This window comes from Vibrio sp. D417a (assembly GCF_030248595.1).
GTDB lineage: Bacteria > Pseudomonadota > Gammaproteobacteria > Enterobacterales > Vibrionaceae > Vibrio > Vibrio alginolyticus.
This window is the reverse complement of sequence record NZ_JAHGAM010000005.1, coordinates 347,362-371,247: the sequence shown is the minus strand read 5'-3', so window position 1 is coordinate 371,247 and position 23,886 is coordinate 347,362. Positions and strand designations below refer to the sequence as shown.

Here is a 23,886-nt window from a genome sequence, read left to right as displayed (position 1 = left end):
TTGTCTGTTACTAATTCAACGCCGTTTTCAGCTTCTCGACGCGGTTAAACAACAGCCAATCCAGTGCGAGAACCGTAACAATCGCCAAACCGCCCATCGGGAACGCGAGACACAATATCACTAACGTTACTAAACCAAGCTTCCAAATACTGTCTTGCTGAAACTTAGGTGGCGCGCCCAATGCGGCACTGCGACTTGGTCTACGAATCCACCACATCACAACTCCAGTGATTGAGATCAAAATGAACGCTAAACAGAACACTACGTTGAGCACTTTGTTAAGCACACTAACATCACCTTGGTGCAATGACACACCTGCCGCCATGAACTTGGCAAATAGGCTGTAATCTTGCCACGTTACATCCACCAACAAGCGACCGGAATATTGGTCAAAGTGACTGGTGCGATCTTGTCTTGGGTCGGCAATATCGCCGCCCATAGTGTTAGCTGCAACGGTATAAACGCCCGTCTCAGAGCGCGGCAAAAACAGCTTATAACCAGTGAAGCCCATCATTTCAGCCTTGAGGATGATATCATCAATGGAGAGCGCATCATGACTGCCTGCGTATGCCATCTCTTCCTTCATATTGGCATGATCATGAGCGGGCTTATCTTTCGATTCTGGCACAGCAGCGAGCTCTAAGTTCCATGGCATCTCTTCTGAAGCACCGTGGTTAAGATCTTTATGTGTCAGTGTAGATTCCGGTTTCTCACCCCATGTGTAATAGGTTGGGAAGGTATTCCAAGCTTGCACCATTTTCGCACCCCAGATCCCTGCCCAAGATAAACCTGAAATCAAAAAGAACAACAGAACAATTGATAGCACACCACCTAAATTCGCATGCAGATCTCGCATCAAAATACGAGTTCCACTGCCAAAACGAATTTTCAAAAAGCCAGCACGGCTTGCGTTGTCTCTTGGTAACCACAGGTACAAACCAGACACCAACAGTAAAATGCCTAAACTGGCGGCGATTTCAATTAAACGGTCGCCTAAGTCTCCGATGAGCAACGTACCGTGAATGCTGTTCATCAGTTCATAGATGCTATCACCACGATTAATGGTGCCTTGTACGTCTCCTGTATAAGGATTTACTGCAACAATCAGTGAGCGGCCTTCTTGGTTTTGAATCGAGAAGCGGTTGGCAATATCGGCCGTTTTAGCAGGTACAAATTGAGTGACATTAAAATCGGGGCAGGCCTGCTTTACGGTTTCTAATTGTACAGAGACGGGAACCATTTGCTCTTGTGGTGAAACTTGTAATGTCGCTTCGTATCGAGCCAATTCGATTTCGTCATCAAACAACATCACCAACCCCGTGAGGGAAAGCATGAGCATAAATGGAATGACGAACAAACCTGCGTAAAAGTGCCATCGCCACGTCATAAAGTAGATGGATTTTAAGCGTGAGGCTTCCTTGAGTTGAGGCTTTGCCGAGTTTCTCAACATGTGTATTTTCCTTTTTCATTGTTGAACCCCCAAATTCAGCCAAACGCATCCTGCACATACGTATTCGTATGCGGCGTTATTTGACTTAGATTTGGGAGTACCACTGCTCGAAGTGGCAGTGTTGTTGGCTTTATTTACTTGTAATTGTTTTTGTTATGAGAAAAAGGAAACTGGCGGCGCTCGAGGAACTGGTGTTTCAAATCGCACACTTAGAGCCAAATAAGCGTAGCTGTCAGAAATCACCAAGGTCAGTCTTGAAAGTATCGGTGTCGTTGGAAGTGTATCGTGATGAAAAGTCGAGAAGTGGCTAAACGGACAAGGCTTGCCTTTGTGACTGACCGAATTGTCGCCCTCTTCTATTTGAACCAACTCAAAACCGTTAAGCGTACATAGCGTCGCCCACACGCCCATGCTGTTACCATGAGCATTGATAACAGGCATCAGCGTCACTAGCACCCAACTGAGAGCACTAGCAAATAACATCGAGCGGTAAAAAGGAATTAATCTACGCATAACGGTGACTTAACAAATTTCACACAGCGTAACCAATTTTGAGTGATAGCTCAAAAAACAGTATCAATAAGTGGTTGCTACCTCACAGGTTTTCTTGAATGCATCGATTGACAGGCGCAAAAAAGCCCGCCGAAATGGCAGGCTGATAATGTGTTCATTCATTACTTAGAGATAACGCGTAACCCACTGCCACGAGCAAATGCTCCGCTCAGTAGATAATTAGCCGAACAACTTGCTCCAAATGCTTGGATTGCGCTTGTCGTGGTACTCTTCACGAAGACTATCGATTTCACGCAGTTGAGCTTTTGCTTCTTGTAGCTTGCCCGCATCAAGATCCGCTTCAATCTTATCTAGCGTTACCGTCAGCTTGTTAAAGCCTTCTAAGTAAGTATCAAACTTCTCTGGTGGGTAATTACCACGCTTAGATTGTTCAACGATCGCTTGCAAGCTATCAATCGCAGATTTCATGGTTTCAACATCAGACGCTTCCGCCGCCTGTTTGAATTCCATCTTCATCTGTTTCATGTTTTGTTTTAAATCAACCGCTTCTGCCATTGCGTATGTTGAGCCAAACGCAATCGCACACCCTAGGACTAAAGGACGTAACATTTTTCACTTCTCCATTTATAGTGCCGAATTCTGTGTCGGCTTTATTCACCCAAATAACCTACGCCATAAGAGGCGAAAAACCAGCTTAGTTGAGTATTTCCGGGTCGCAGTGTAAAGCAATCTGGCGTCGGGTGCATACCTTAAATGTAATCAAGTTTATGCGTTGAGAATGCTGTCATATTCTGCAATTGGTTTACGGCCTCTCAAAGCTAAGAAAGACAAAAACTGCTGAGCGGTGTGAGTAATCACTTTCTTGCTATCAATACCCACTTTGTCCATTAACTCTCCAACCAAATCCAGATTACCAACATCGTGACAGAAATGCGCGTCACTGCCCGTGGTGAAGAAAACACCGAGATCTTTCCCGATTTGTGCAATCTCGTGGCAACGGTCTACGCTGCCTACTCGGCTGTTGCCTTTCAGCGTGGTGTTATTAATTTCAATCGCGACATTGTGCTCTTTCGCGCACGCTAAAACGGTCTGAAAATCAAAGTCGAAATTTGGATTACCAAGATGACCGAGCGCATCAATACGACCACTCTGAATGACATTAACAAGTGCTTCCGTGTGAGTTTGCTTGTTTGCAGGACGAAAAACGGGTTCATGAAAACTCGCGATCACCCAATCTAAGTTGCGGTCTACACTCAGCGGAATATCAATGTCGCCTTCGGTATTCATAATGTTAGATTCAACGCCGCGAATAATCGCAACGCCTTCAAGAAAGCGAGGCAGAATTTTCTGGTTAGAGAAGAACCAGTAATGAGGCGCACCCGGCATTGATTCTGCGTGATCGGTCGTGCAGAACATATCCAGCCCGTTCTCTTTTGCCAACTTTGCATTTTCAATCAAGGTACTGTACGCGTGACCACTGGCGTACGTATGTGTATGGGTATCAACTTTAAATTCCATCATCCACTCTCTTAGGTGCGCTATCTTGCGTGCTATTGTATACCTTCAGGCAACGCATCGTCAGCCCAAGATAAGCAAGAACCCTAAGCTTGCTCTTCACTAATGGCTTTTATCAAGGGTAAGGCTTTTTCCCATCCGTGATTAAACATGGAAACAAAGTCATTGTGAGTATGAATGGTAACATTGAGTAGTAAACGATCGTTGTTGGTATCGATCTGGTAGATCTCTCGCGATCCGATCCACCTAGATGCTAGGTCAGCATCGAGTTGTTGACGATTATCCGGATTAAAAATGGCAACATGATGAAATTCAAGTTTTTGAAGGGGTAGCACCGTATCTATGATTGCCCTTGTCCCGCCCATATCTGGATCAAAAAAAGTGATGCCACCTCCTTCTTCCCAAGCTCCTTCAAATTGAGACTGCGGTGAAAAGGCTTGTGCCCAACGTTTATACAACTCAACATCGGTTAGCACTTCCCACACTCGTTGCGGTGTCGCCGAAATTTCGACGTAATAATTTAGCGTAAGCATGATTTCTCTCCCTGAACCTTTCTTGACGCTAGCCCATACTCAAGAAAAATCAAACCACACGACCAATTTATCTACCTGCCCCCTTCATTTTCCGACAGACTAAGAAGTTCTCGCTTGTAAACCGCCACTGCGATGCGCCGTAAAGCGAACCCAACATGTGTTCAGTATGATTGCGAGCACTATTAAACTCATCCCAACAATTTGACTTTGACTCATTCGGTCTTCAAAAAACAGGCTCTGCCAAACCGCAGTGAACAATAAGTTAGTAAAAATGAGTGGCGCAAGTTGAGAGCCACTGCTTGCCAGTTTATATGCTTTGGAGCGAAAAACTTGGGTGTTAATGATCATCAGAGACATCATACCGATCCACAGCGTATTTGAAGAAATCTCAGGCGTCATAACACTCATATTAAGTAACGCGTCGAAGTCATTAAACAAAGTTAGCGGCAACAGAAATACGGCAGCAAAACCAAACGCCCAAAAGTTGATTTCTAGCGGCGACATATTTGTTTTACTCACTTTATATAACGTAAGCTGAGAACCAGAATTGAAGAGTCCACCAGCCAAGCCGAGCAATAAATCCGCTCGCCATGTAATCTCACTTCCACCGCCCGCCAACATAACCACACCGGTGAACGCCATTGCTAAAGCCGCCAATGTTGAAACACGAATGCGCCCCCTCATGAACAGCTTTTCAACCAAGGGAATAAATAATGGGCCAGTAGCAAACAAAACGACCCCCTCAACGAGCGTTAACGTTTGTAATGACGCGATAAAGCAAAGTTGTGACAAACCGATACAAAGAGCACGCAATAAAATAGGCTTTAGCGTGCCCGCTTTAGGAAAGGTAAGGTTTTTCACACGAAGTAAGATAAGCAAGATAAGCGCAGGCACCAAAAAACGTAAGAAGCTAAATAGTGTGACGGAAAGTTCGCCTGACAACTGCTTTGCTAACAGTCCAGTAACAGATAAGCTTAACGTAGACATTAACATGAAAAGGATAGATTTATTTACAGCATTCATTCAATACTCCTTAATATATGGAGAATTTTAAAAGACATCACTTATAGTAAATAGCGAGTAATATTAACCATTGATGTAAGAAAAACTTACAGTTTAACTTATCTATCACCAGCTACGGTTTTTAAATTATGCGGAAACTAGTCCCCTTAAAGTCCATCTACGCATTTGTTGCAGTAGCTGAGTCTGGCAGCATGACAGAAGCAGCACAGATATTAAGTGTGAGCCACTCAGCCGTAAGTCAGGCGATTAAATCGCTGGAGAGTCAAGTCAACAAGCCTTTGTTTGATCGCATAGGCAGACAAGTTCAACTCAATGCGGACGGTAAAAAGTATTACCGAAAGGTGGCACCCGCTTTAGAGCAAATTGTCGATGCAACGGAAGCACTCATCCAAGATCAGAACTTGCAACGTGTTACGCTCAATATGGTGAATTCATTGGCTCTTCACTGGTGGATTCCTCGAATGTCAGATTTACAAGGGTTTGCTCCTCAATTAGACGTTCGTTTATCAAACCTGTCTGGCAGATTCAATTTAGAACAAGAAGGTATCGACGCGGCCTTGGTGCATGGAAATCCCGAAGAATGGCAGGATTACTACTGCGAAAAGCTCAGTGAAGATGAACTGGTTTTGGTGTGCAGTCCTGAATTGATAGCGAAGACAAAGGACTCAAACATCACTCAACTCTTAAAGCAATATCCCATCATTGAAGTTACTAACGAGCGAAGAAAAAATGACTGGAACGTGTGGCAGGACGCGACGGGTATCCAGCGACCTAAAAATAAAAAACCAATCACTTTTAACATGTCGATACAAGCCGTCCAGGCCACAACTCGTCGTTTGGGGTTATTGGTCACTCATCGCTTGTTTGTGAAGGATGACATCAAATATGGTCAGCTAATCGAGCTGGGTGAACCCGTCATTAATCCTCATCAACAGCTTTACTTTGTATGTCCGCCACACAAGCTAAAGCTTGAATCGTTTCATCTGTTGCGATCTTGGCTACAACAATCATTCAACTATTAGAAACTTTTGTTAAGCACATTCACTGAAAAACTAGTATAAAGTTAGAAGAGCACTTTTCATCCAAGGATGGTTTATGAAGCAGTATCAAATATGGCTAAGCGCACTCTGTTTTGCAGTATCTTTGAGTGCGACCGCAGAAGCAGAAAATGATAACCGCCTTTCAGAACAAGGGATCTCCACGGCAATTATTGGGGGGCAGCAGGCGACCCAAAACCAACTTCCTTTTTTTGCACGTCTTATTCTACATAAAACTGGCGCTAATCAGTTTGCCAATATTTGTGGGGGAACCATTGTAAACGACCGCTTCATTTTAACTGCGGCTCACTGCGTAGAACCAAGCGTTTTCACTGACGGGTGGACAATCAACGATCTACGAGTGCTAGTCAAAAACCCTACGATGAATGACGTGTTTGTTGAAGAATTCAAAGATGTTCGCTCTATCACGATTCATCCTGATTATGTGCCTAGCGATTTATGGATTAATGACATCGCTGTCCTTGAATTGACTCGCCCTATTACCGATAACGTTCAATCCATCACTTTACCGCAAGACTTTGGAGACTACAGCAGCAAGACGGTTTATCAGATATTCGGTTTAGGTCAGACCTCGACTAGTGATGAAAACGGGCCAAACTATTTGCGCTGGGCAGAAGTGAAACCCCTTACCGACACCCAATGCGCTTCGCTGGTAACAGGGTTTAATGCTCAGGAAAGTTTGTGTGCGAATGGATTTCCTGAGCGAAGCTACACTGGTATCTGCCGCGGTGACTCAGGCGGTCCCCTCACTTATCAAGACAATAATGGCATGTATCAGCAAATCGGTATTGTTAGCTATGGTTCTTCTGTTTGTGAATCTGCTGCGATTCCGAGTGTGTTTACTGAGGTTCTAAATTATACAACGTGGATTGAAGCCCAAACCAGTTCGGGAGTGAAAACTCGTTATAACGCCCTCTTAGCAAGTACAGAAGATTATCATAGTGAAGGCGATTCCGGCTTTGAACCAGAAGATACTAACACGTCGGGCTTTGACGATAACGGCAGCGACGGCGGCGGTGCTCTCGGATCAGGGTTGATCATGCTTGGAGGCTGGTTTGGTTGGCTAAGACACCGCAGAAATGATTCGCGCTCCTAGTTGCGTCAACAAGACATCATAATATCTTGCGCTTAACGCGAGAGTTAATGATGTCTTCAATCATCTTTTGCTCTTTTTTCGCTTTTTCATAGTTCTGCTTAGTACGCCAACGCTCAAGCACTTTTTCTAACCCTTGAACGCGTGCGTGCTTGTGTTCTAGCGTTTTCTGTACAGATGCACATTCCGCTTGCATAACGGCTTGCTCTTGCTCGTGGTGACGAAGCATTCTTTGTAGCATTTGGTCAACACGATTAAAGTTCATCAAAGCCGCGCTCGTCAGCGTCGGGCCGGTTCGGGTTGATTGTCCAGCGTGGCCTTTCAACGCCGATAACTGTTCCAATTGCATTGAAAGATGGGAGTGACGCTGACGCATGGCATCAAGTTGTTGACCCACACGATCACGCTGTTTTTCTTCCATTTGCTGTAACTTGCCTACGGCTTTTAACTTGGATTTCATTTCAGCCTTGTCACTCCCATTTGATTAAGCACTTTGAAAAAGCTGAGCGAGCTCGGTCAAACTGGTTGGGTAATCTACAGACTCATTGGCAGCTTGTTGTAGATATGCACGCAAGTTTGGATACATAGCAACAGATTGATCTAACTCAGGATCTTGTCCTGGTTGATAACCCCCTAATGGCAGTAACTCTTTAACCTGAAGGTAGTTGGAGTACATTTGACGGAAGTTATTCGCAATCGTGCTGTGTGCGTCCTGCGTACAAGTATTCATACAACGGCTAATAGACGCGTTGATATCTATCGCGGGATAATGCCCTTGCTCAGCCAGTTGACGCGATAAAACAACATGCCCATCTAAGATGGCGCGCGCGGAATCCACGACAGGATCTTGTTGGTCGTCCCCTTCTGCCAATACGGTGTAAATTGCCGTTAAGCTACCATATTGATTTTCACTGTTACCCGCTCGCTCTAGGAGTTGAGGTAACACGCTGAAGACAGAAGGCGGATAACCACGAGAAGCTGGAGGCTCACCGAGCGAAAGAGCAATTTCGCGCTGTGCCATGGCGTATCGGGTTAGAGAGTCCATCAGAAGTAGAACGTCTTTGCCTTGGTCTCGGAAATACTCTGAAACGCGATGACAAAGTAGTGTCGCTCTTAACCTCATTAGCGGGGATTCATCAGCAGGAGCCGCGATAATGATCGCTTTCTTGCGCGCTTCTGGGGTTAAGTTTCTCTCAATGAACTCACGTACTTCTCTGCCTCGCTCACCGATAAGCCCGACCACAATTACATCGGCCTCCGTGTTTTTGGTGATCATCCCCATTAACACACTTTTACCGACGCCACTGCCAGCCATCAAACCAATACGTTGGCCTTTGCCTACCGTCAATAGTCCATTAATCGCTCGCACGCCTACGTTGAGTGGTGTATCAACTGGGCGTCGCTTCAGTGGGTTAATCGGTTTTGGTTCAAGTGAAACTCGATCTCCCCCCTTAAGCGGTGCCCCATCATCTAACGGCTCACCTAAACCATTCAGTACGCGTCCTAACCACTGAGAGCTTAGCTGTACGGTACTGTCACCATCAAGAGGGATGACTTTTGCACCTGCAAACAGGCCGCCTAAACGGCGAATAGGCATGAGGTAAGCAATGGTATGTTCAAAGCCCACAACTTGCGCTTCGATCATATCGCCTTCCGCGGTTTCTACGAGACAACGCTGCTCAAGCTTAAACCGACACCCTACGGCTTGTAACATTAAGCCGTTTACTTTTATCAATCGCCCTGTTACGCGAGCAACAGGGATTGAATCGAGCGAAGCCAAGGCTTCGCTCAAACGCTCACTTAATAGTTCATGGCTTAGGGTATTACTCATGCTCAGACTCTACCTGTGGAATACTGACTTCATCCAAAAGGTGTTGCTTTACATTGTCCATACAGGCTTCCAAACGAGAGTCGCAGCTCGCATCCGCTTCTGCGTCATCAGTCACTAACTGACAGCCACCAATAGGAAGCTCCGTATTAGGGACCAGTTTCCAAGATTGCGGCAAATCAGCATTGATGTGAGTAATGCGCTCTAAATCTTGCGGATTTAAATGCACAGTTACTGTTTCCGCTTTACCAGGCATGGCAGACAATGTCTCGTCCACCAAAGCTAGGATCTGCTGAGGCATTAGAGTGAGCTCGGCACGAATCACTTGCTGAGCAACCTTTTGTACCAGTTCACAAATCATATGGCGTTGTTGCTGTTCTTTTTCATCTTGCCAACGAGAAAGGGCGTGAAAAAGTTCATTGACAGGCTTCGCCGCCTCCAAAAAGCCTTGCTTTCCAGACTGCTCACCGGAAACAAAGCCTTTTTGGAAACCTTCTTTTTGGCCTTCCAACAGACCTTGTTGCTTGCCCTGTTCGATACCTTGGCGTAAGCCTTCCTCATGTCCTTGTTGCAAACCTTGTTGAAAACCTTCTTCAAGTTGCTGTTGGATATCTATTTGAGGTTCTTGCCAGCCTTGGTTATCTAGCCCGAATTCGTCTTCGATAGTCTTAGGTTGCGCTAAAGGAGGAAAACGGTGTAAACGATACCCGCTCGGAGGCAATCGCATAGTACTTGATTTTGTCTCTAGCATGACCTTACTCCACCGTTGGCTCTTCATAGAGAAGCAGCTGAACTTCACCAGATTCATCCAGCTCACGTACCATTTGCATGATGTCTTGACGTGCTTTTTGAACTCGACTTAACGCAACAGCGCCGCGTGCGTCCATGTCATCTTCTAGCGCTTTCACCATACGTTGCGGCATTGAACGCTTAATAGCTTGTTGTAAGGTAATATCGGAACCTTTTAGCGCGACTGCCCACAACTCTAGCGGAATCTGCTGCACCAACATGTCCATAGTTTCTTCGCGTTGTCGGCCAAGAACCATAAAGTCGAACATGTTTTCTTCAATTGCATTAACAACATCTTCATCATGCAACTTCAGCATTTCCATCAATGAACCACGGTCACCTTCAAAGCGGTTAATGATATCTGCTGCTTGCTTAACACCTGATAACGGCGTGCTTTGACTTGCGGATACTTTTTCGATGCAACGCTCAACGAGTTCATGCAAATCAACGGCAACTTGATGATCGATATCTTGCAATTGAGCAATACGGAACAAGATTTCGTCATGGTAATCTTGTGGCAAGTGCTTCAATACCGCTGAAGAGCTGTCTGCTGGCAAATACGCTAGAAAAATTGCTTGCATTTGTGGGTGCTCGTTCACAATGAAACGAGCGAGAGTTTCTGCTTCCACCCACTGTAAGCGCTGCATATTGTTGCGAATTTCATCGCCATATAAGGTATTTAATAACCCTTTTGCCAAATCGTTACCCAATGCTTTACGCAATGTATTAGATAGGTATTCCTTAGAGGCTCCTCGAATACCGCTGTGCTCACGGAAATCTTCAAAAAAAGTTTGAATAACACCACGAGCAGAATCGCTCTTAATGCCATTTAACTTCGCCATTGCACGAGTCACACGCTGGGTTTCATCACGGCTAAAGTGTTGCAAAACCTTCGCTGCGGCATCCTCGCCCATGCCTAATAGCACGAGCGCGGTTTGTTCAACATAACTAAGCGTCTGCTTTGATAGAACTGTGTTCATTGATGTTTACCCATTGTTTCAGTATTTCGGCTACGCGCTCTGGCTCTTCATTAGCAATAAGCTGTAGGTGTTTCAATTGAATTTCTAATGGCGAACCTGCTGGTGGTAGCATGTCGCTGTTTACATCTAAACCTGAAGAGGCTGAGATGCCTTTTTCAGATAGGCGGCGATCAAGTACTTCTTCATGCTCGCGCTCTTCACGCGTTTGCAAGTTTTCGTAGTCAGGTTCTTCCTGAGGCTCAGCAAAATTTAGCTCAGGCACAGGTTTATCAACGCCAGTTAGGTGCATGATTAATGGACGCAGTACGAAGAAGATCATCGCCAAGCCTAACAAGCCACCAATAACGTAGCGTATTGGCTGCTGTACTGTAGGGTCTTGCCACCACGGCAGTGCAGGAGGAGCATCAATTTCAATTGGGGTGAAGTTGAAACTCATTAAACTTAAGCTGTCACCACGTGTGGCAGAGATACCAACAGCATCCATGATCATGTTTGAGATTTGCTCTTTATCGGCTTCACTCCACGCCACACCATCTGGCGAAGCTTTGGAGTTCAACAGAACCGATACACTAAGCTTTTCTATTTGGCCTTGTTGGTATTGAGTACGACGAACACTGCTCCCTACAGCGTATTGACGATTCACTTCAGATCGCGCATTCGTGTTTTGGCTATCGTTCGTTTCCACTTCACCAGATCCTGTCACTGGCGGTTGGTTACTTAGAGAACCAGGAACACCCAACGCAATTTGATCAACCGAGTTGTTATGAATGGTGTGCTCATTACGCACAACCGGTGCGTTATCCAAAATTTCTTGTGTTTCTTCAACTTGGCTAAAGTCCAGATCGGCAGCGACTTGTACGCGGAAGTTACTCGGCCCCACAATCGGCGTAAGCATGTCTGCTGCGCGTTGGATGATCTGTTTTTCAACACTCTTCTGGTATTCAAGATATTTCGCGTTTACTTTACCGGCTTCCGCAGAAGCGACATCCGCACTAAGAAGACGGCCATACTGGTCAATGACAGAAACAAATTCTGGCTTCATTGCCGTGACACTGCCGACCACTAGGTTAATGATCGCTTCAACTTGTTCAGGCTTTAAGTCTTCACCAGGTTTGAGCTCAAGCATGACAGATGCTGAAGGATTCTCACTGTTTTGGCGGACGAATAGAGTTTGACGAGGTATTGCTAAATGAACACGCGCGTTCGCTACTGAGTTCAAAGACATGATAGTACGTACTAACTCACCTTCTAAACCATGACGATAACGCGCCGTTTCCATAAATTGGCTCGTACCAAGAGAGCTATCTTCCTTGAGCGAATCCAAACCTGTCGGCAGCTTAGCTTTAACACCTTTTGATGCAAGCAACATGCGCACCTTCGCAACCTCACCTTCTGGTACAAGAACTTGTCCATTTTGCTCTTGCATGCGGTAGCTTACGCCTTCGCTTTCTAATACCGACACAATTTCGCCGATATCAAAACGCTCTTGTTGGCTATATAGCGGACGAAAGCTCTGCGAGGAACTCCATAGTGCAACCACAATAATCGCTGCAACAATCGCAGCTAACACCGCAGATAGCACTAAGTTTCTCTGACTGCTAGACCAGATTTGCTTCAGCTTCGTTGTCACATCGTCTATGCCGTTGGCAGTAGAAAATGTCTGTGCTGTGCCGGTAGCCATAGCTGTGTTTCCGGCGACTTGGGGGGTTAGTTCTGACATGAATTACACCGGCATCTTCATAATATCTTCAAATGAGGTCACGACTTTGTTGCGCACTTGCATCAAAGCATTAAAGGACAAGCTGGCTTTTTGGCTCGCGACCATTGCACCAACTAGGTCATCACTTTTTCCTGTTTCTACGGCCGTCATTTTTTGACTAGCCACTGATTGATGTTGATTCACTGTATCCAACACATTTGTCATCGCTTGTGAGAACGATAAAGGTGCGTTTAGTGATTGTTGATCTAAAGGATTTGCACTCACGATAAACTCTGGCGGCTGCACTTGTGCCTGCATCGCCTGCATTTTTGACAACATAAGTTGCTCTGCCGAGACCGCATGAGTAGGTTGACTTGCCATCTATTTTTTCTCCTATTAGGCAGCCGAGCCTAGTGCCGACTGTAAATCAATACCATGTTCTCGCATTGCTGCGAGCTTGTAGCGTAGCGCTCGAGTAGAGACTCCAAGCGCGTTTGCGGTTTTCGTTCGGTTTCCACCAAACTGACGTAACTTTTCCAAAATAAACTGATATTCAGCTTGCTTCTTCGCTTCTACATGACCAAAACTTGAAGTTGGCTCTGCTGTAGGAACTGACGCAACAAGCTCAATAGGCAGCATCAGGTCATGGGCTGTAATGTAATCACCATGACGCATGACCAAAGCGCGTTGAATGACATTTTCCAACTCACGAATATTGCCCGGCCAGTGATACTGACTCAGCGCACTAATCGCATCTTGGGATAGGTGACAGCGGCTGCTATCTTGATACTTTTCAATAAAGAATTGGCTAATCGGTAGAATGTCCTCTTTTCTTTCACGCAAAGGCGGCCAGTGCAGAGGCAGCACATCTAATCGATAATAAAGATCTTCACGGAACGTGCCTTTTTGAACTTCCTCACGTAAGTCTTTGTTGGTTGCCGCAATAACACGAATATCGAGCTGAACGGCTTTATGGCTACCAACACGTTCTACTTCACGCTCTTGAAGGACGCGTAACAATTTCGCTTGAACCGCAGGTGACATTTCACCAATCTCGTCAAGCAGAATCGTCCCGCCATTTGCTTCTTCAAACTTACCGCTTTGAGAATTTGTCGCTCCGGTGAACGCGCCTTTTACATGACCGAATAGCACAGCCTCTAACATTGACTCTGGAATGGCGGCACAGTTAACCGCCACAAATGGACCATTGATACGCGGAGAGTGCTCATGCACATATCGCGCCAGCACTTCTTTACCCGTTCCCGATTCACCTGTAATAAGCACACTCGCGTTAGTACATGCTGCACGATGCGCCAATTGCAGAACTTGTTTGCTTCTCCAAGACTCCGCAACAATGTTGGCCATTGGCTTACCTAGCGCTTCAACACGTTTAAGCAGATTAACCAACTGATTAGATTCAAATGGGCGTAATAGATAATCAGTAGCGCCCGCTTTCATCGTCTCAGCAGCCAAGATGCCTTGCTCTTGGTCGACAATCGCAATAACAACACCCGAATTTCGCTGCTTTTGGTGACACGCGACAAACTCACGAACGCACATATCCGGCAGCGTAGAGCTCACTAAAGTGATTTCTGCTCGCTCTTCAAGCAAAGCGCCTCGACCAGTACGAGTGTGTTTCGCGGTGTAACCTGCATTTTGCAACACATCCAATACTGGTTGAGCAAGAGCTTCATTTGGCTCAACCAACAAAATTTTCGTTTTCGTCATCATTGAACCTTAACTTTCGTTTGTTGATTTTGTGATTGTAGATCTGGGTGGTGTTTCGCAGCCGTATACTCGTTGTCCCTCACTAAACGCAGGGTGACACGTCGGTTTTTTGCTTGGCCATTAACCGAGTTATTGCTGGCAATTGGGTAACGTGAACCATGAGCTCGTGTTTCGATCATCGACTCGTCGACCCCAAGATCAATCAAAGCATTGGTGACTTGCTCTGCTCGAGTACGTGACACAGAAAGGTTCGTTAAACTTGAACCAACGTTATCGGTGTGACCGTCGATGAGGATTTTGGTCACTCGATCATCCACAGATACATAGCTATACAGCGCTTCTAGTGTTGCTTTCTGTCCACGACTTAACGTCTTCTGACCAAACTCAAATGAGAGCGCCATATCCCTTGCCTCTGAAAAAGACAATTTAGGCAATCGCGCGCGACACGCATTAAATGATTTCAATGCGTTTTGAATTTGAAGAGTAGGAATCACAATCTCTGAAACAGAGGAAGCATTACTTCCTTTAAGTGACAGCGTCACCCAACTACCCGAAGCAATTGAATCCATGAATTCTTCAGCGCCTTTATTAAAGATGAAACGCTGAGACGGCTTAGTAAATTCAAGGGAGCCAAATTCTTTTCTATAAAGCTCATCACTCCAAGGAGCATTTTGAGTTGTTAAAGCAATCGTTTTCCATTTATTGTTTTCATATTCTATATCGGAAATAAAATAGAATTTATTATTAGGTTCCGCTAGGAAATAAAACTTCCCATAGTCATTATTTGATTGCAACAAGTTGCATTTGAATTTATTTCCCTCATATGTCCATTCAGAGAGGTCCATAGGGATTGTTAAGACTTCTTCTGAATATGACACTTTTGAAAAAATAAAACTGATAACAATAATTGTGTTACAAATTATCAAACGGACATGATTCATGTATATCTTACATTCCCATGACTTAAACCGTTTAATTAAATATGCCACCAAGCCGAGAGAACTGGCATAGCTAATCATTTTAATTACCTATTCTGAATATTAAAATTGTTTACAAAACGCTCAAGAGAGCACGCTTAGCCTCCGTCGGAAGCTTTAAGCATAAAAAACAGTATCTTATAATTTATTTATTTGAAGTTATTGTTACGCCATAAAGGCAATTTAAAAAATCCATAACAACTAAAACGCTCAACATTGTTATTTTATTTATTAAGCGATTTATAAAGAAAACTAACTCTTTTTAAATTTCATTAAAAGATTATGACTATATGAACAAAGCAACATGTGAACTAAAGTCACAATCTTAGAGTTTGGAGCTAAAAGATCATTAAAATTTCTGTGTAGACTACACGCCATTAAGTTAAAACACTTTCGATTGTTAACGCACGGTAAAATATAAATGGAAAATAGAGTTAGCGAGCCTATTTCTGATAGTCAACTACTTGATGTAGAATTATTAGGCAAACCTATTCATATCATTCGTGAGAAGCTCGATAATTTAATTTCAGAATCTTGCTCAAACCTTACGACTGAATTACAAAATTGGCTCAGCACAGGAAAAGTGGAAGCTAGCTTAACCTCAGTAGACTTGCACCGCTTTACATCGGTTGAGATGGACAAAGAGCAAACGTCGACCTATCAACATCAGGAAGGCGGCATGGTATTCATCCATGGTAACCCCCACACGCTAATAAAGTTGGCTGATAGATTTTATGGTGCAAGTGCAGAGCGTTCAGCCGCTACTCTGACGGCCAGTGACTTACGTTTACAAGAGCGCATCAGTCGAATCATCATCGGTTGGCTTGCTCCTGGTGAAATGTGGGACACGGGTGAGTATGAGCCCCCTAGAGGTATTGGCATTAACGTTCAATTAAACATTGCATTTGACGATCATCAAGGCTCAATTCATCTCAAGCTAGATGGTCATCTTATTCAAACGCTGATCGAGCAGCTTGAACTGCAGCCTGATACCGATTTGTTTCAACCTTTCTGTCGTTCTTTAGAGACGACCCCCGTTCGACTGAACGTTGTTCTAAGTAAAAAGAAGATGCCTTTAAGTGATGTGGTTGGCTTACAACCCAACGATATTTTACCTATTGAGCTTCTTAACACGGTTCCAGTAAGCATTGGCAACCAATCTCTATTTACAGGTCGTATTGCCGAGCAAGACGGCCAACTTGTTTTGATCTTTAACCCTGATAAGGAACCGCAGCGATGAGCGAAGCGCTAGAAACTAATGCATTCGACGCAGAAGAACTGAACTTTGATGATTTTCAATTAGAAGACTTTGAAGCCGAAGATACGCTCCAACAAGAACCAGCCACTGCGGAACGTGACCTTAGCTTTTTCAAAAGCATTCCTGTCACAGTCACGCTGGAAGTTGCGAGTAAGGAGATCCCACTTGGGGACTTAATGAAAGCGGGTGAAGGCACGGTTATCGAGTTGGAAAAGCTCAATGGCGAGCCTTTAGACGTGAAAGTAAACGGTTCTCTTATGGGCCACGCTGAAGTTGTCGTTGTCAATGATAAGTATGGACTTCGTCTGATCGATGTACATGACTCTGCATTGAGTGGCGTTGGTCAATAATCTTAGGTAGGCATCACAATGAAAAATCTGAGCGCTTGGCACCGTTGGTTACCTCTTTTGGTATTGGTGTCACTTTTGTTTGCTTTCCCAACAATGGCGGCTGACAACGGCTTAACTATCTTGTCCGTTTCTGATGGCGACACACAACAAGAATACAGCGTTAAACTGCAAATTCTGTTGTTGATGACGGCGCTCAGTTTTCTTCCAGCATTTATTTTGATGGCGACGAGCTTTACTCGAATTGTCGTTGTCCTTGCGATTTTGCGCCAAGCTCTTGGTCTTCAACAAAGCCCACCTAACAGAGTGTTGGTCGGGATCGCTCTCGCATTGACGTTACTGATTATGCGCCCTGTCTGGAGCGATATTTATGAAAATGCGTTTCAGCCATACGACAACGGCGAAATCACGCTAATACAGGCTTTTTCTGTTGCAGAGAAACCAGTGAGAGAGTTCATGCTGGCACAGACGCACCAAAGCTCTCTTGAACAAATGTTACGTATTGCCAATGAGCCTCTCGACCAAAACGTTGAGGATATTTCATTTGCCGTTGTCTTGCCTGCATTTGTCATTAGTGAACTAAAAACCGCCTTCCAAATTGGTTTTATGCTTTTCATCCCGTTTTTGGTCATCGACTTGGTTGTCGCCAGTGTCCTGATGGCAATGGGTATGATGATGCTATCACCTTTAATTGTCTCACTTCCCTTTAAGTTGGTGGTATTTGTACTCGTGGATGGTTGGGCAATGACAGTTGGCACCTTATCTGCCAGCTTCGGTTAACTAGGAGCAGTTATGACCCCAGAACTAACCGTAACGTTATTTTCCGATGCAGTATGGCTGATCATTTTGATGGTTGCCGTATTGGTTGTTCCAGGCTTAATTGTCGGTTTGTGTATCGCCGTATTTCAGGCTGCCACACAAATCAACGAGCAAACACTCAGCTTTTTGCCACGTTTGCTCGTTACCTTATTAATGGTGATTTTTGCAGGTCACTGGATGCTCCGTAAGATCATGGAACTGTTTGATTTCTTGTTCCACAACATACCAGGGATGATTGGCTAATGGCCATCACATTTGCAGAGCTCTCGGCGATACTCGGTCAACTCTGGTGGCCGTTTTTTCGTGTGGGAGCCGTATTTATTTCAATGCCTTTCTTTGGTGATGCGATTATTCCAGTTTGGGTTCGTACTTTACTGGCCCTCTCGATCGTTGTCATTACTGGACCGTTAATGCCACCCATGCCACAAGTCGAGTTATTCTCTATGACTTCCCTGTTCCTTGCTTTTGAGCAAGCTATTTGGGGGGTAATGTTTGGGTTAATTTTGCACATGCTCTTTAACGTTTTCACCATGCTTGGTCAGGTGATTTCTCTGCAAATGGGCTTAGGTATGGCGATGATGAATGATCCTATTAACGGGCTTTCTGTCGCCATTTTGGGACGCATATTTCTGATTTTCTCAACCTTGTTGTTTCTTGCGCTAGAAGGACACTTACTCGTCATAGATATCGTGATTCAAAGCTTTGTTGTTTGGCCAGTCGGATCTGGTATCACATCGCTTTCTCTGCAAGGTGTTGTCAATATTTTCGGTTGGATGTTTGCCTCTTCACTAGCTTTGGCTTTGCCCGCTATTATTTCCATGCTTCTAGCCAACATCAGTTTTGGTGTAATGAACCGAGCCGCACCATCACTTAATGTCTATGCGTTAGGTTTTCCTATGACGATGCTACTGGGTCTATTCAGCGTATTAATCTCAGTTTCTGGTGTTCCTGGTCGCTACACGGCGCTCGTTCACGACACCATTAGACACTTGAGTAACTTTATGTTGGGGGGAGCATGAGCGATCAATCTTCTCAAGACAAAACTGAAAAAGCCTCACCGCAGAAGGTAAAGAAAGCCCGTCAGGAAGGACAAATTCCTCGCGCGAAAGAGTTTACTACTGCGGTGATATTTCTGGCGGTGGCGCTCTACTTTTACTCTCAGCTTAATAGTATTTGGGAAAGCATGTCGGGTATCTTTCGCTACAACATGATGCTGACGCGAGCCGACCTAGAAAATCCTAAACAACTTGTCGAGCAATTGGGACAAAGTTTAGCGGTCATCATCGACATGCTATTACCATTGTTTACCGTCATTATTATCGTGACCTGTGGTAGTAGCCTTGTGTTAGGCGGTTGGATGTTCCGTCCAGCGAACGTGATGCCAAAGCTGAGCAAAATTAATCCTTTGAGCGGGATAAAGCGCATTTTTTCGACCCGTTCAGTGGTTGAGCTCTTAAAGTCGACGTTCAAAGTAGCCGTGATCTTCGGCATCTTATATGGCTACTTAGACAACCACTTACAGCCATTACTTGGCATGCAAAATCTCCCGCTCAGCCAAGGTTTTTCTCTAGTAATGTCAATTCTGTTTGAAGGCTTACTCTTAATGGGCTTTGCATTGTTGTTATTTGGGGTTATCGACATTCCTTATCAGCGTTGGGAACACCTAAAAGAACTCCGCATGACGAAACAAGAATTGAAAGAGGAATTTAAAAATAATGAAGGTCGTCCGGAAGTAAAGCAACGTATTCGTCAAATACAGCAACAGTTTGCGCGCCGTAAGATCGATAAAATGGTGCCGACGGCTGACGTGATCATCACAAACCCAACGCACTACGCAGTCGCACTGAAATATGAGCCTTCGCTTTCTGACGCGCCCTTTGTCGTCGCAAAAGGCGTAGACGAAACTGCTATGCACATTCAACGTATCGCCCGAGAAAACAAAGTGGAAATCATTAACTCCCCGCCACTTACCCGTTCGATTTATCACACGACGGCGATTGAACAAGCAATCCCAAGCCAACTGTACATCGCAGTGGCACATATTCTTACTTACGTTTTGCAATTGAAAGCCTTTCGTAAAGGTGAGGGAAAAGAGCCAATTCCTTTACCTCATTTTTCGATTCCAAAACATTTGCAGCACTGATTAACCCGCGTTTATCCAAGGACACGAAAGTATGCTTAACCGGTTAAAACAACTTCAAACATCAACCAAAGGCTACGTTGGCATTCCAATCGTCTTGCTAATGATATTAGCAATGGTGATTCTTCCTTTGCCTCCTCTGCTACTGGATGCGCTGTTTACCTTTAATATCGTCTTAGCAATCCTAGTATTGCTGGTCAGCACAACCGCAAAGCGACCATTAGATTTCTCTGTTTTTCCAACTATTTTGCTGGTCGCAACATTATTACGTCTCACATTGAACGTGGCTTCTACGCGAATTGTACTCCTAGAAGGACATAATGGTGGTGACGCAGCGGGTAAGGTCATTCAAGCATTCGGTGAAGTCGTCATTGGCGGTAACTACGTCGTTGGTATGGTGGTGTTCGTCATCTTGATGATCATCAACTTCGTCGTAATCACCAAAGGTGGTGAACGTATTTCTGAGGTTTCAGCCCGCTTTACGTTGGATGCTTTACCAGGCAAACAAATGGCAATTGATGCCGACTTAAACGCTGGCCTTATCGATCAGGAAACGGCTCGCTTACGCCGTAAAGAAGTCGCCAACGAAGCCGATTTTCATGGTTCGATGGATGGTGCATCAAAGTTTGTGCGTGGCGATGCCATCGCAGGTTTGTTGATTCTGTTTATCAATATCATTGGTGGTATCAGTATTGGTGTCTTCGAGCATGGACTCGCTGCGTCTGACGCCTTTAAAACTTATGCCCTACTCACAATCGGTGATGGTCTAGTTGCTCAAATTCCTTCACTACTATTGGCAACGGCTGCCGCGATTATCGTTACGCGAATTAATGATAGCGATAATGGCATGTCGGAAACCATGCAAAAGCAATTACTGGCAACTCCTGCAACGCTATTTACTGTCGCAGGTATTATGGCGGTAATCGGTATGGTACCGGGTATGCCACACCTAGCCTTTTTTGCGTTTGCTGGCGCATTAGCGTTCGCAGGGTGGCGTCAAACCAAGAAGCCAGTGCAAGACTCCCAGATTGAAGAGGTCGAAGCACTTTCACAAGCAATGCAAGACGATGATACACCGCTGACATGGGATGATATTCCTCACGTCCAAACATTATCACTTGCGCTTGGTTATCGACTCGTCCATCTAGTCAACAAAGAACAAGGGGCTCCTTTATCACAACGTATCCGCGGTGTGCGTCGAAACCTTTCTGAACAAGTTGGCTTTTTATTACCTGAAGTTCGTATTCGTGACAACCTGAGCCTCAAGCCAAACCAATACACAATTTCTCTAAATGGCGAAGTCATTGAGCAAGGTTTTATTGAACCAGAGCGTTTAATGGCGATAGCGGTTGGCGAAACTTACGGTGAGGTAGATGGCATTTTGGGTAGCGATCCTGCTTATCAGTTGCCAGCTGTGTGGATTGAGCATCAAGATAAAGCAAAAGCACTTAATATGGGTTACCAAGTTGTCGATGATGGCACTGTTATTGCCACTCATATTAGTAAAATCATGAAGACAAACCTTGCAGAATTGTTTACGCACGACGATGTGGAAGCAATAACCCAGCGTTTGACACAACAAGCCCCGAAACTAGCAGAAGCATTAGCAGCAGCACTTAATCCAGCGCAGCAGCTGAAAGTATATCGTCAGCTTTTATTGGACCAAGTGCCACTAAAAGATATTCGCACGATTGCCAACACAATGTTGGAATCCGCGGAAAATACAAAGGACCCGATCCTACTTGCATCTGATGTACGCTGTGCACTAAAGCGTACGCTTGTTAACTTAATTGCAGGACAAAAGAACGAGTTAAATGTCTACGCACTGTCTGATGAGCTAGAACAAATGCTACTAACTTCACTGCAACAAGCACAATCTTCTGGTACGGTAACACTAGATAGCTTCCCAATTGAGCCAAACATTCTTGGTCAGTTCCAACAAAACTTGCCATTGATCAGACAACAGCTTAAGCAACAGGGGCTACCTCCGATCCTTCTCGTTATGCCACAGCTGCGCCCTCTTCTAGCGCGTTACGCTCGTACATTTACACAAGGGCTGGCAGTATTGTCTTACAACGAAATCCCAGAAAACAAACAAATCAATGTGGTAGGAAACCTTGGTTAATCTTATTTCAACACATGCGATGTACGAACATTTGGTTGGTCTCGCAGTACAACATATCGTCACGGATGACGATCAATTAGTCTTTGATGCTTTAAAACACAATGATGTCCAACACGCATGCCAAGCAATTAGGGAAGCTCAATCAGGGGAAGTAGAATTCCAACACCTGACGTTGAGATTTGGTATGCGTGGAGAACAAAGTGTCTATCAATTCAAACTCTCTGAACAAATGCAGTACTGCCTGGATTTGTTCAGTCTTTACCTTGCACTAAGACAAACACAATTTCAGTTAGAAGCCTTTCACCACGACTTGATTAGTAATGTTGTCGTGCCGATTCGCGTTGATGCATTACTGTGGGAGCCTGGGGTTTATTTTCTCGAACAGACGATTCAATTCCACTCTTCTGCTTTTCAACATGTGATTCCTTCTCTTCAAGCTGATGAAACGTTATGTGATCGTGATAAAGTCGCCACACTCACCAAAAAGTTAAAAGAGAATGCATATTCACTTTGGTTTGAAGTCGCGACATCGCAAGTGAACTTCGAGCGCGTCGCAGACTTTAGTCCCGATATGATCAAATTGTCAGTCACACTAGAAGATAAAGAAGAAAGACACGCTTTCCTACCTATTGCTAAGTTCTTAAGAAAGCATAAATATACTTGGGTTGCCGGACGTGTAGCGAGTCAAACGGAACTTAACCGTTATCGTTTATTGGGTGCCAGTTATTATTTTGGTTATTTCAGCGATATCCCAACCTCTCTCTCCTTTCAGTCTTTTGATGAGGAATAGTTGAAACTCAACCATTTATATTTAAAACAGCACGATTTATTCGTGCTGTTTTTTTATTTATAACGGATAACCACAAGATCATTGGGCAATAGTTTCTTTAACTTAACTAAAAAATTTAGGCTTATATGATGATTTCCCCGGTTTTCATGGAATACAAATCACTAAAAATCATCAATTTTTATCTTTTTTAGAAATTTTTTAATTTTCAAATTAATCATTAAAGCCGACCGACCGCCTCTAGTTAGTGACAAGGGAATATCCCGAGGCCTGAAAGATATAGTGACTAACTAAGGAGACTAAGATGGCTTTATCAATGCACACTAACTACGCTTCGCTTGTAACTCAAAACACAATGAACACAACAAGCGGACTTCTAAACACAGCAATGGAACGTCTAAGCACAGGCTACCGTGTGAACTCAGCTGCTGATGACGCTGCTGGTCTTCAAATTGCTAACCGTCTAGAAGCGCAAACACGCGGCATGTCAGTAGCAATGCGTAACGCACAAGACGGCATCTCTATGATGCAAACTGCTGAAGGTGCGATGGATGAAATGACAAACATCGTTTACCGTATGAACGACCTTGCTACACAATCGTTGAACGGTTCAAACAGTGCAACAGACCGTGCGTCTCTTAACAAAGAGTTCACACAGCTTACTGCAGAACTAAACAACATCGTAGACAACACTAAGTTCGGTGGTCAAAACCTTCTTAAAGGCGGCGGCTTCGGTGCAGGTGACGTAACATTCCAAATCGGTGCATCTTCTGCTGAAACATTGACTGTAAGCGCAAGCGCAGGTATCGGTGAAATCACTACTATCCTTGCTGATGCAGCAATTACAGATGGTATCGATGACGCGACTAAAGCAAAAGCAGCACTAGACAAAATCAGCGGCGCTGACGGTCTAGTAGAAAAAATTGGTAGCTCTCGTGCAGACTTCGGTGCGAACATCAACCGTCTTGAGCACACTATGGCTAACCTTGGTAACATGGTAGAAAACGTTACAGCATCTAAAGGTCGTATCATGGATACAGACTTTGCAGTAGAGTCTTCAAACATGACTAAGAACCAAATGTTGATGCAAGCAGGTACAACTGTTCTGTCTCAAACTAACCAGCTTCCAAGCATGGCAATGTCACTACTACGCTAATTACTTAGTTAATAGTGCGCTTAATTTAAATCGTCTTAATTATAAAGCCTTCCTATGGAAGGCTTTAT

At 44.5% G+C, this 23,886-nt stretch carries 25 protein-coding genes; 11 read left to right on the top strand and 14 right to left on the bottom strand.

All coding sequences use genetic code 11. The annotated features are described in order from the left end of the window. Positions 1–10: 10 nt before the first annotated feature. The 6 genes from KI742_RS07125 to KI742_RS07100 all read right to left on the bottom strand — a co-directional run bounded on the left by KI742_RS07125 (position 11) and on the right by KI742_RS07100 (position 5,034). Entirely contained in the window at positions 11–1,450 is a 1,440-nt protein-coding gene (locus KI742_RS07125; protein ID WP_285385260.1) for a PepSY domain-containing protein, read from the bottom strand. Between the two features lie 153 nt (positions 1,451–1,603). Beyond that, the gene (locus KI742_RS07120; protein ID WP_285385261.1) at positions 1,604–1,963 is read right to left on the bottom strand and encodes a hypothetical protein; all 360 of its coding nucleotides are present in this window, start codon (positions 1,961–1,963) and stop codon (positions 1,604–1,606) included. Between the two features lie 219 nt (positions 1,964–2,182). Next, entirely contained in the window at positions 2,183–2,572 is a 390-nt protein-coding gene (locus KI742_RS07115) for a cytochrome b562 (RefSeq protein WP_021035869.1), read from the bottom strand. A gap of 156 nt (positions 2,573–2,728) precedes the next feature. Further along, positions 2,729–3,481, bottom strand: coding sequence for a phosphatase (locus KI742_RS07110; RefSeq protein WP_005375066.1), 753 nt, complete (start codon positions 3,479–3,481; stop codon positions 2,729–2,731). 83 nt (positions 3,482–3,564) lie between these two features. After that, positions 3,565–4,011, bottom strand: coding sequence for an SRPBCC domain-containing protein (locus KI742_RS07105; RefSeq protein WP_005375065.1), 447 nt, complete (start codon positions 4,009–4,011; stop codon positions 3,565–3,567). Positions 4,012–4,110: 99 nt separating this feature from the next. Then, positions 4,111–5,034, bottom strand: coding sequence for a DMT family transporter (locus tag KI742_RS07100; protein ID WP_213973105.1), 924 nt, complete (start codon positions 5,032–5,034; stop codon positions 4,111–4,113). 128 nt (positions 5,035–5,162) lie between these two features. Here KI742_RS07100 and KI742_RS07095 point away from each other — a divergent pair, with 128 nt between their 5' ends. Beyond that, positions 5,163–6,056: a LysR substrate-binding domain-containing protein gene (locus tag KI742_RS07095; RefSeq protein ID WP_053307935.1), complete on the top strand. Its 894-nt coding sequence runs from the start codon at positions 5,163–5,165 to the stop codon at positions 6,054–6,056. A 73-nt stretch (positions 6,057–6,129) separates the two neighbouring features. Beyond that, positions 6,130–7,188 carry a trypsin-like serine protease gene (locus KI742_RS07090; RefSeq protein WP_213875865.1) on the top strand — a complete coding sequence of 353 codons (1,059 nt, stop codon included), beginning with the start codon at positions 6,130–6,132 and terminating at the stop codon, positions 7,186–7,188. 16 nt (positions 7,189–7,204) lie between these two features. Here the strand turns inward: KI742_RS07090 and fliJ are convergent, their stop codons facing one another. Genes fliJ through KI742_RS07050 form a run of 8 tightly spaced genes read right to left on the bottom strand, consistent with a single transcriptional unit; the run spans position 7,205 to position 15,228 of the window. Next, positions 7,205–7,645 carry a flagellar export protein FliJ gene (gene fliJ / locus KI742_RS07085; protein ID WP_005384016.1) on the bottom strand — a complete coding sequence of 147 codons (441 nt, stop codon included), beginning with the start codon at positions 7,643–7,645 and terminating at the stop codon, positions 7,205–7,207. Positions 7,646–7,669: 24 nt separating this feature from the next. Then, the gene (gene fliI / locus KI742_RS07080; RefSeq protein WP_253657571.1) at positions 7,670–9,016 is read right to left on the bottom strand and encodes a flagellar protein export ATPase FliI; all 1,347 of its coding nucleotides are present in this window, start codon (positions 9,014–9,016) and stop codon (positions 7,670–7,672) included. Then, a complete protein-coding gene (gene fliH / locus KI742_RS07075) occupies positions 9,009–9,764 on the bottom strand; it encodes a flagellar assembly protein FliH (RefSeq protein ID WP_005375050.1) in 756 nt (251 codons plus the stop codon). The genes fliI and fliH overlap by 8 nt, the downstream gene beginning before the upstream one ends. A gap of 4 nt (positions 9,765–9,768) precedes the next feature. Beyond that, positions 9,769–10,782 (bottom strand): flagellar motor switch protein FliG, encoded by a 1,014-nt coding sequence (locus KI742_RS07070; protein ID WP_005375048.1) that lies wholly within the window; start codon positions 10,780–10,782, stop codon positions 9,769–9,771. Next, positions 10,751–12,502 carry a flagellar basal-body MS-ring/collar protein FliF gene (gene fliF / locus KI742_RS07065; protein ID WP_213973104.1) on the bottom strand — a complete coding sequence of 584 codons (1,752 nt, stop codon included), beginning with the start codon at positions 12,500–12,502 and terminating at the stop codon, positions 10,751–10,753. The genes KI742_RS07070 and fliF overlap by 32 nt, the downstream gene beginning before the upstream one ends. A 3-nt stretch (positions 12,503–12,505) precedes the next feature. Then, positions 12,506–12,862 carry a flagellar hook-basal body complex protein FliE gene (gene fliE / locus KI742_RS07060; RefSeq protein WP_005375045.1) on the bottom strand — a complete coding sequence of 119 codons (357 nt, stop codon included), beginning with the start codon at positions 12,860–12,862 and terminating at the stop codon, positions 12,506–12,508. A 15-nt stretch (positions 12,863–12,877) separates the two neighbouring features. Continuing rightward, positions 12,878–14,209, bottom strand: a complete 1,332-nt coding sequence (locus tag KI742_RS07055; RefSeq protein ID WP_031778880.1) for a sigma-54-dependent Fis family transcriptional regulator — start codon at positions 14,207–14,209, stop codon at positions 12,878–12,880. Beyond that, positions 14,209–15,228: an OmpA family protein gene (locus KI742_RS07050; RefSeq protein ID WP_285385263.1), complete on the bottom strand. Its 1,020-nt coding sequence runs from the start codon at positions 15,226–15,228 to the stop codon at positions 14,209–14,211. The genes KI742_RS07055 and KI742_RS07050 overlap by 1 nt, the downstream gene beginning before the upstream one ends. A gap of 379 nt (positions 15,229–15,607) precedes the next feature. On the opposite strand from KI742_RS07050, the gene KI742_RS07045 reads away from it, so the two are divergent. The 9 genes from KI742_RS07045 (at position 15,608) to lafA (ending at position 23,818) form a co-directional block, all read left to right on the top strand. Beyond that, entirely contained in the window at positions 15,608–16,426 is an 819-nt protein-coding gene (locus tag KI742_RS07045; RefSeq protein ID WP_258509054.1) for a FliM/FliN family flagellar motor switch protein, read from the top strand. After that, positions 16,423–16,794 (top strand): flagellar motor switch protein FliN, encoded by a 372-nt coding sequence (fliN, locus tag KI742_RS07040; protein WP_005375038.1) that lies wholly within the window; start codon positions 16,423–16,425, stop codon positions 16,792–16,794. The genes KI742_RS07045 and fliN overlap by 4 nt, the downstream gene beginning before the upstream one ends. Positions 16,795–16,812: 18 nt before the next feature. Beyond that, positions 16,813–17,571: a flagellar type III secretion system pore protein FliP gene (fliP, locus tag KI742_RS07035; protein ID WP_005375037.1), complete on the top strand. Its 759-nt coding sequence runs from the start codon at positions 16,813–16,815 to the stop codon at positions 17,569–17,571. A 12-nt stretch (positions 17,572–17,583) separates the two neighbouring features. Beyond that, positions 17,584–17,853 carry a flagellar biosynthesis protein FliQ gene (gene fliQ / locus KI742_RS07030; RefSeq protein ID WP_005375036.1) on the top strand — a complete coding sequence of 90 codons (270 nt, stop codon included), beginning with the start codon at positions 17,584–17,586 and terminating at the stop codon, positions 17,851–17,853. Continuing rightward, positions 17,853–18,629, top strand: coding sequence for a flagellar biosynthetic protein FliR (gene fliR, locus KI742_RS07025; RefSeq protein WP_285385264.1), 777 nt, complete (start codon positions 17,853–17,855; stop codon positions 18,627–18,629). Before fliQ ends, fliR begins: the two co-directional genes overlap by 1 nt. Beyond that, positions 18,626–19,753 (top strand): flagellar biosynthesis protein FlhB, encoded by a 1,128-nt coding sequence (gene flhB / locus KI742_RS07020; RefSeq protein WP_005375025.1) that lies wholly within the window; start codon positions 18,626–18,628, stop codon positions 19,751–19,753. Before fliR ends, flhB begins: the two co-directional genes overlap by 4 nt. Positions 19,754–19,784: 31 nt before the next feature. Beyond that, positions 19,785–21,875: a flagellar biosynthesis protein FlhA gene (gene flhA, locus KI742_RS07015; protein ID WP_005375024.1), complete on the top strand. Its 2,091-nt coding sequence runs from the start codon at positions 19,785–19,787 to the stop codon at positions 21,873–21,875. 19 nt (positions 21,876–21,894) lie between these two features. Continuing rightward, complete coding sequence (locus tag KI742_RS07010) at positions 21,895–22,665, top strand: EAL domain-containing protein (protein ID WP_005375023.1); 771 nt, start codon at positions 21,895–21,897, stop codon at positions 22,663–22,665. 301 nt (positions 22,666–22,966) lie between these two features. Further along, a complete protein-coding gene (gene lafA / locus KI742_RS07005) occupies positions 22,967–23,818 on the top strand; it encodes a lateral flagellin LafA (RefSeq protein WP_005375019.1) in 852 nt (283 codons plus the stop codon). The last annotated feature ends 68 nt before the right edge of the window (positions 23,819–23,886 follow it).

Bases quoted from the DNA above. Each gene is read 5' to 3' on its own strand.
- KI742_RS07125 (WP_285385260.1), bottom strand. From the start codon at position 1,450: ATGTTGAGAAACTCGGCAAAGCCTCAACTCAAGGAAGCCTCACGCTTA.
- KI742_RS07120 (WP_285385261.1), bottom strand. From the start codon at position 1,963: ATGCGTAGATTAATTCCTTTTTACCGCTCGATGTTATTTGCTAGTGCT.
- KI742_RS07115 (WP_021035869.1), bottom strand. From the start codon at position 2,572: ATGTTACGTCCTTTAGTCCTAGGGTGTGCGATTGCGTTTGGCTCAACA.
- KI742_RS07110 (WP_005375066.1), bottom strand. From the start codon at position 3,481: ATGGAATTTAAAGTTGATACCCATACACATACGTACGCCAGTGGTCAC.
- KI742_RS07105 (WP_005375065.1), bottom strand. From the start codon at position 4,011: ATGCTTACGCTAAATTATTACGTCGAAATTTCGGCGACACCGCAACGA.
- KI742_RS07100 (WP_213973105.1), bottom strand. From the start codon at position 5,034: ATGAATGCTGTAAATAAATCTATCCTTTTCATGTTAATGTCTACGTTA.
- KI742_RS07095 (WP_053307935.1), top strand. From the start codon at position 5,163: ATGCGGAAACTAGTCCCCTTAAAGTCCATCTACGCATTTGTTGCAGTA.
- KI742_RS07090 (WP_213875865.1), top strand. From the start codon at position 6,130: ATGAAGCAGTATCAAATATGGCTAAGCGCACTCTGTTTTGCAGTATCT.
- fliJ (WP_005384016.1), bottom strand. From the start codon at position 7,645: ATGAAATCCAAGTTAAAAGCCGTAGGCAAGTTACAGCAAATGGAAGAA.
- fliI (WP_253657571.1), bottom strand. From the start codon at position 9,016: ATGAGTAATACCCTAAGCCATGAACTATTAAGTGAGCGTTTGAGCGAA.
- fliH (WP_005375050.1), bottom strand. From the start codon at position 9,764: ATGCTAGAGACAAAATCAAGTACTATGCGATTGCCTCCGAGCGGGTAT.
- KI742_RS07070 (WP_005375048.1), bottom strand. From the start codon at position 10,782: ATGAACACAGTTCTATCAAAGCAGACGCTTAGTTATGTTGAACAAACC.
- fliF (WP_213973104.1), bottom strand. From the start codon at position 12,502: ATGTCAGAACTAACCCCCCAAGTCGCCGGAAACACAGCTATGGCTACC.
- fliE (WP_005375045.1), bottom strand. From the start codon at position 12,862: ATGGCAAGTCAACCTACTCATGCGGTCTCGGCAGAGCAACTTATGTTG.
- KI742_RS07055 (WP_031778880.1), bottom strand. From the start codon at position 14,209: ATGACGAAAACGAAAATTTTGTTGGTTGAGCCAAATGAAGCTCTTGCT.
- KI742_RS07050 (WP_285385263.1), bottom strand. From the start codon at position 15,228: ATGATTAGCTATGCCAGTTCTCTCGGCTTGGTGGCATATTTAATTAAA.
- KI742_RS07045 (WP_258509054.1), top strand. From the start codon at position 15,608: ATGGAAAATAGAGTTAGCGAGCCTATTTCTGATAGTCAACTACTTGAT.
- fliN (WP_005375038.1), top strand. From the start codon at position 16,423: ATGAGCGAAGCGCTAGAAACTAATGCATTCGACGCAGAAGAACTGAAC.
- fliP (WP_005375037.1), top strand. From the start codon at position 16,813: ATGAAAAATCTGAGCGCTTGGCACCGTTGGTTACCTCTTTTGGTATTG.
- fliQ (WP_005375036.1), top strand. From the start codon at position 17,584: ATGACCCCAGAACTAACCGTAACGTTATTTTCCGATGCAGTATGGCTG.
- fliR (WP_285385264.1), top strand. From the start codon at position 17,853: ATGGCCATCACATTTGCAGAGCTCTCGGCGATACTCGGTCAACTCTGG.
- flhB (WP_005375025.1), top strand. From the start codon at position 18,626: ATGAGCGATCAATCTTCTCAAGACAAAACTGAAAAAGCCTCACCGCAG.
- flhA (WP_005375024.1), top strand. From the start codon at position 19,785: ATGCTTAACCGGTTAAAACAACTTCAAACATCAACCAAAGGCTACGTT.
- KI742_RS07010 (WP_005375023.1), top strand. From the start codon at position 21,895: ATGTACGAACATTTGGTTGGTCTCGCAGTACAACATATCGTCACGGAT.
- lafA (WP_005375019.1), top strand. From the start codon at position 22,967: ATGGCTTTATCAATGCACACTAACTACGCTTCGCTTGTAACTCAAAAC.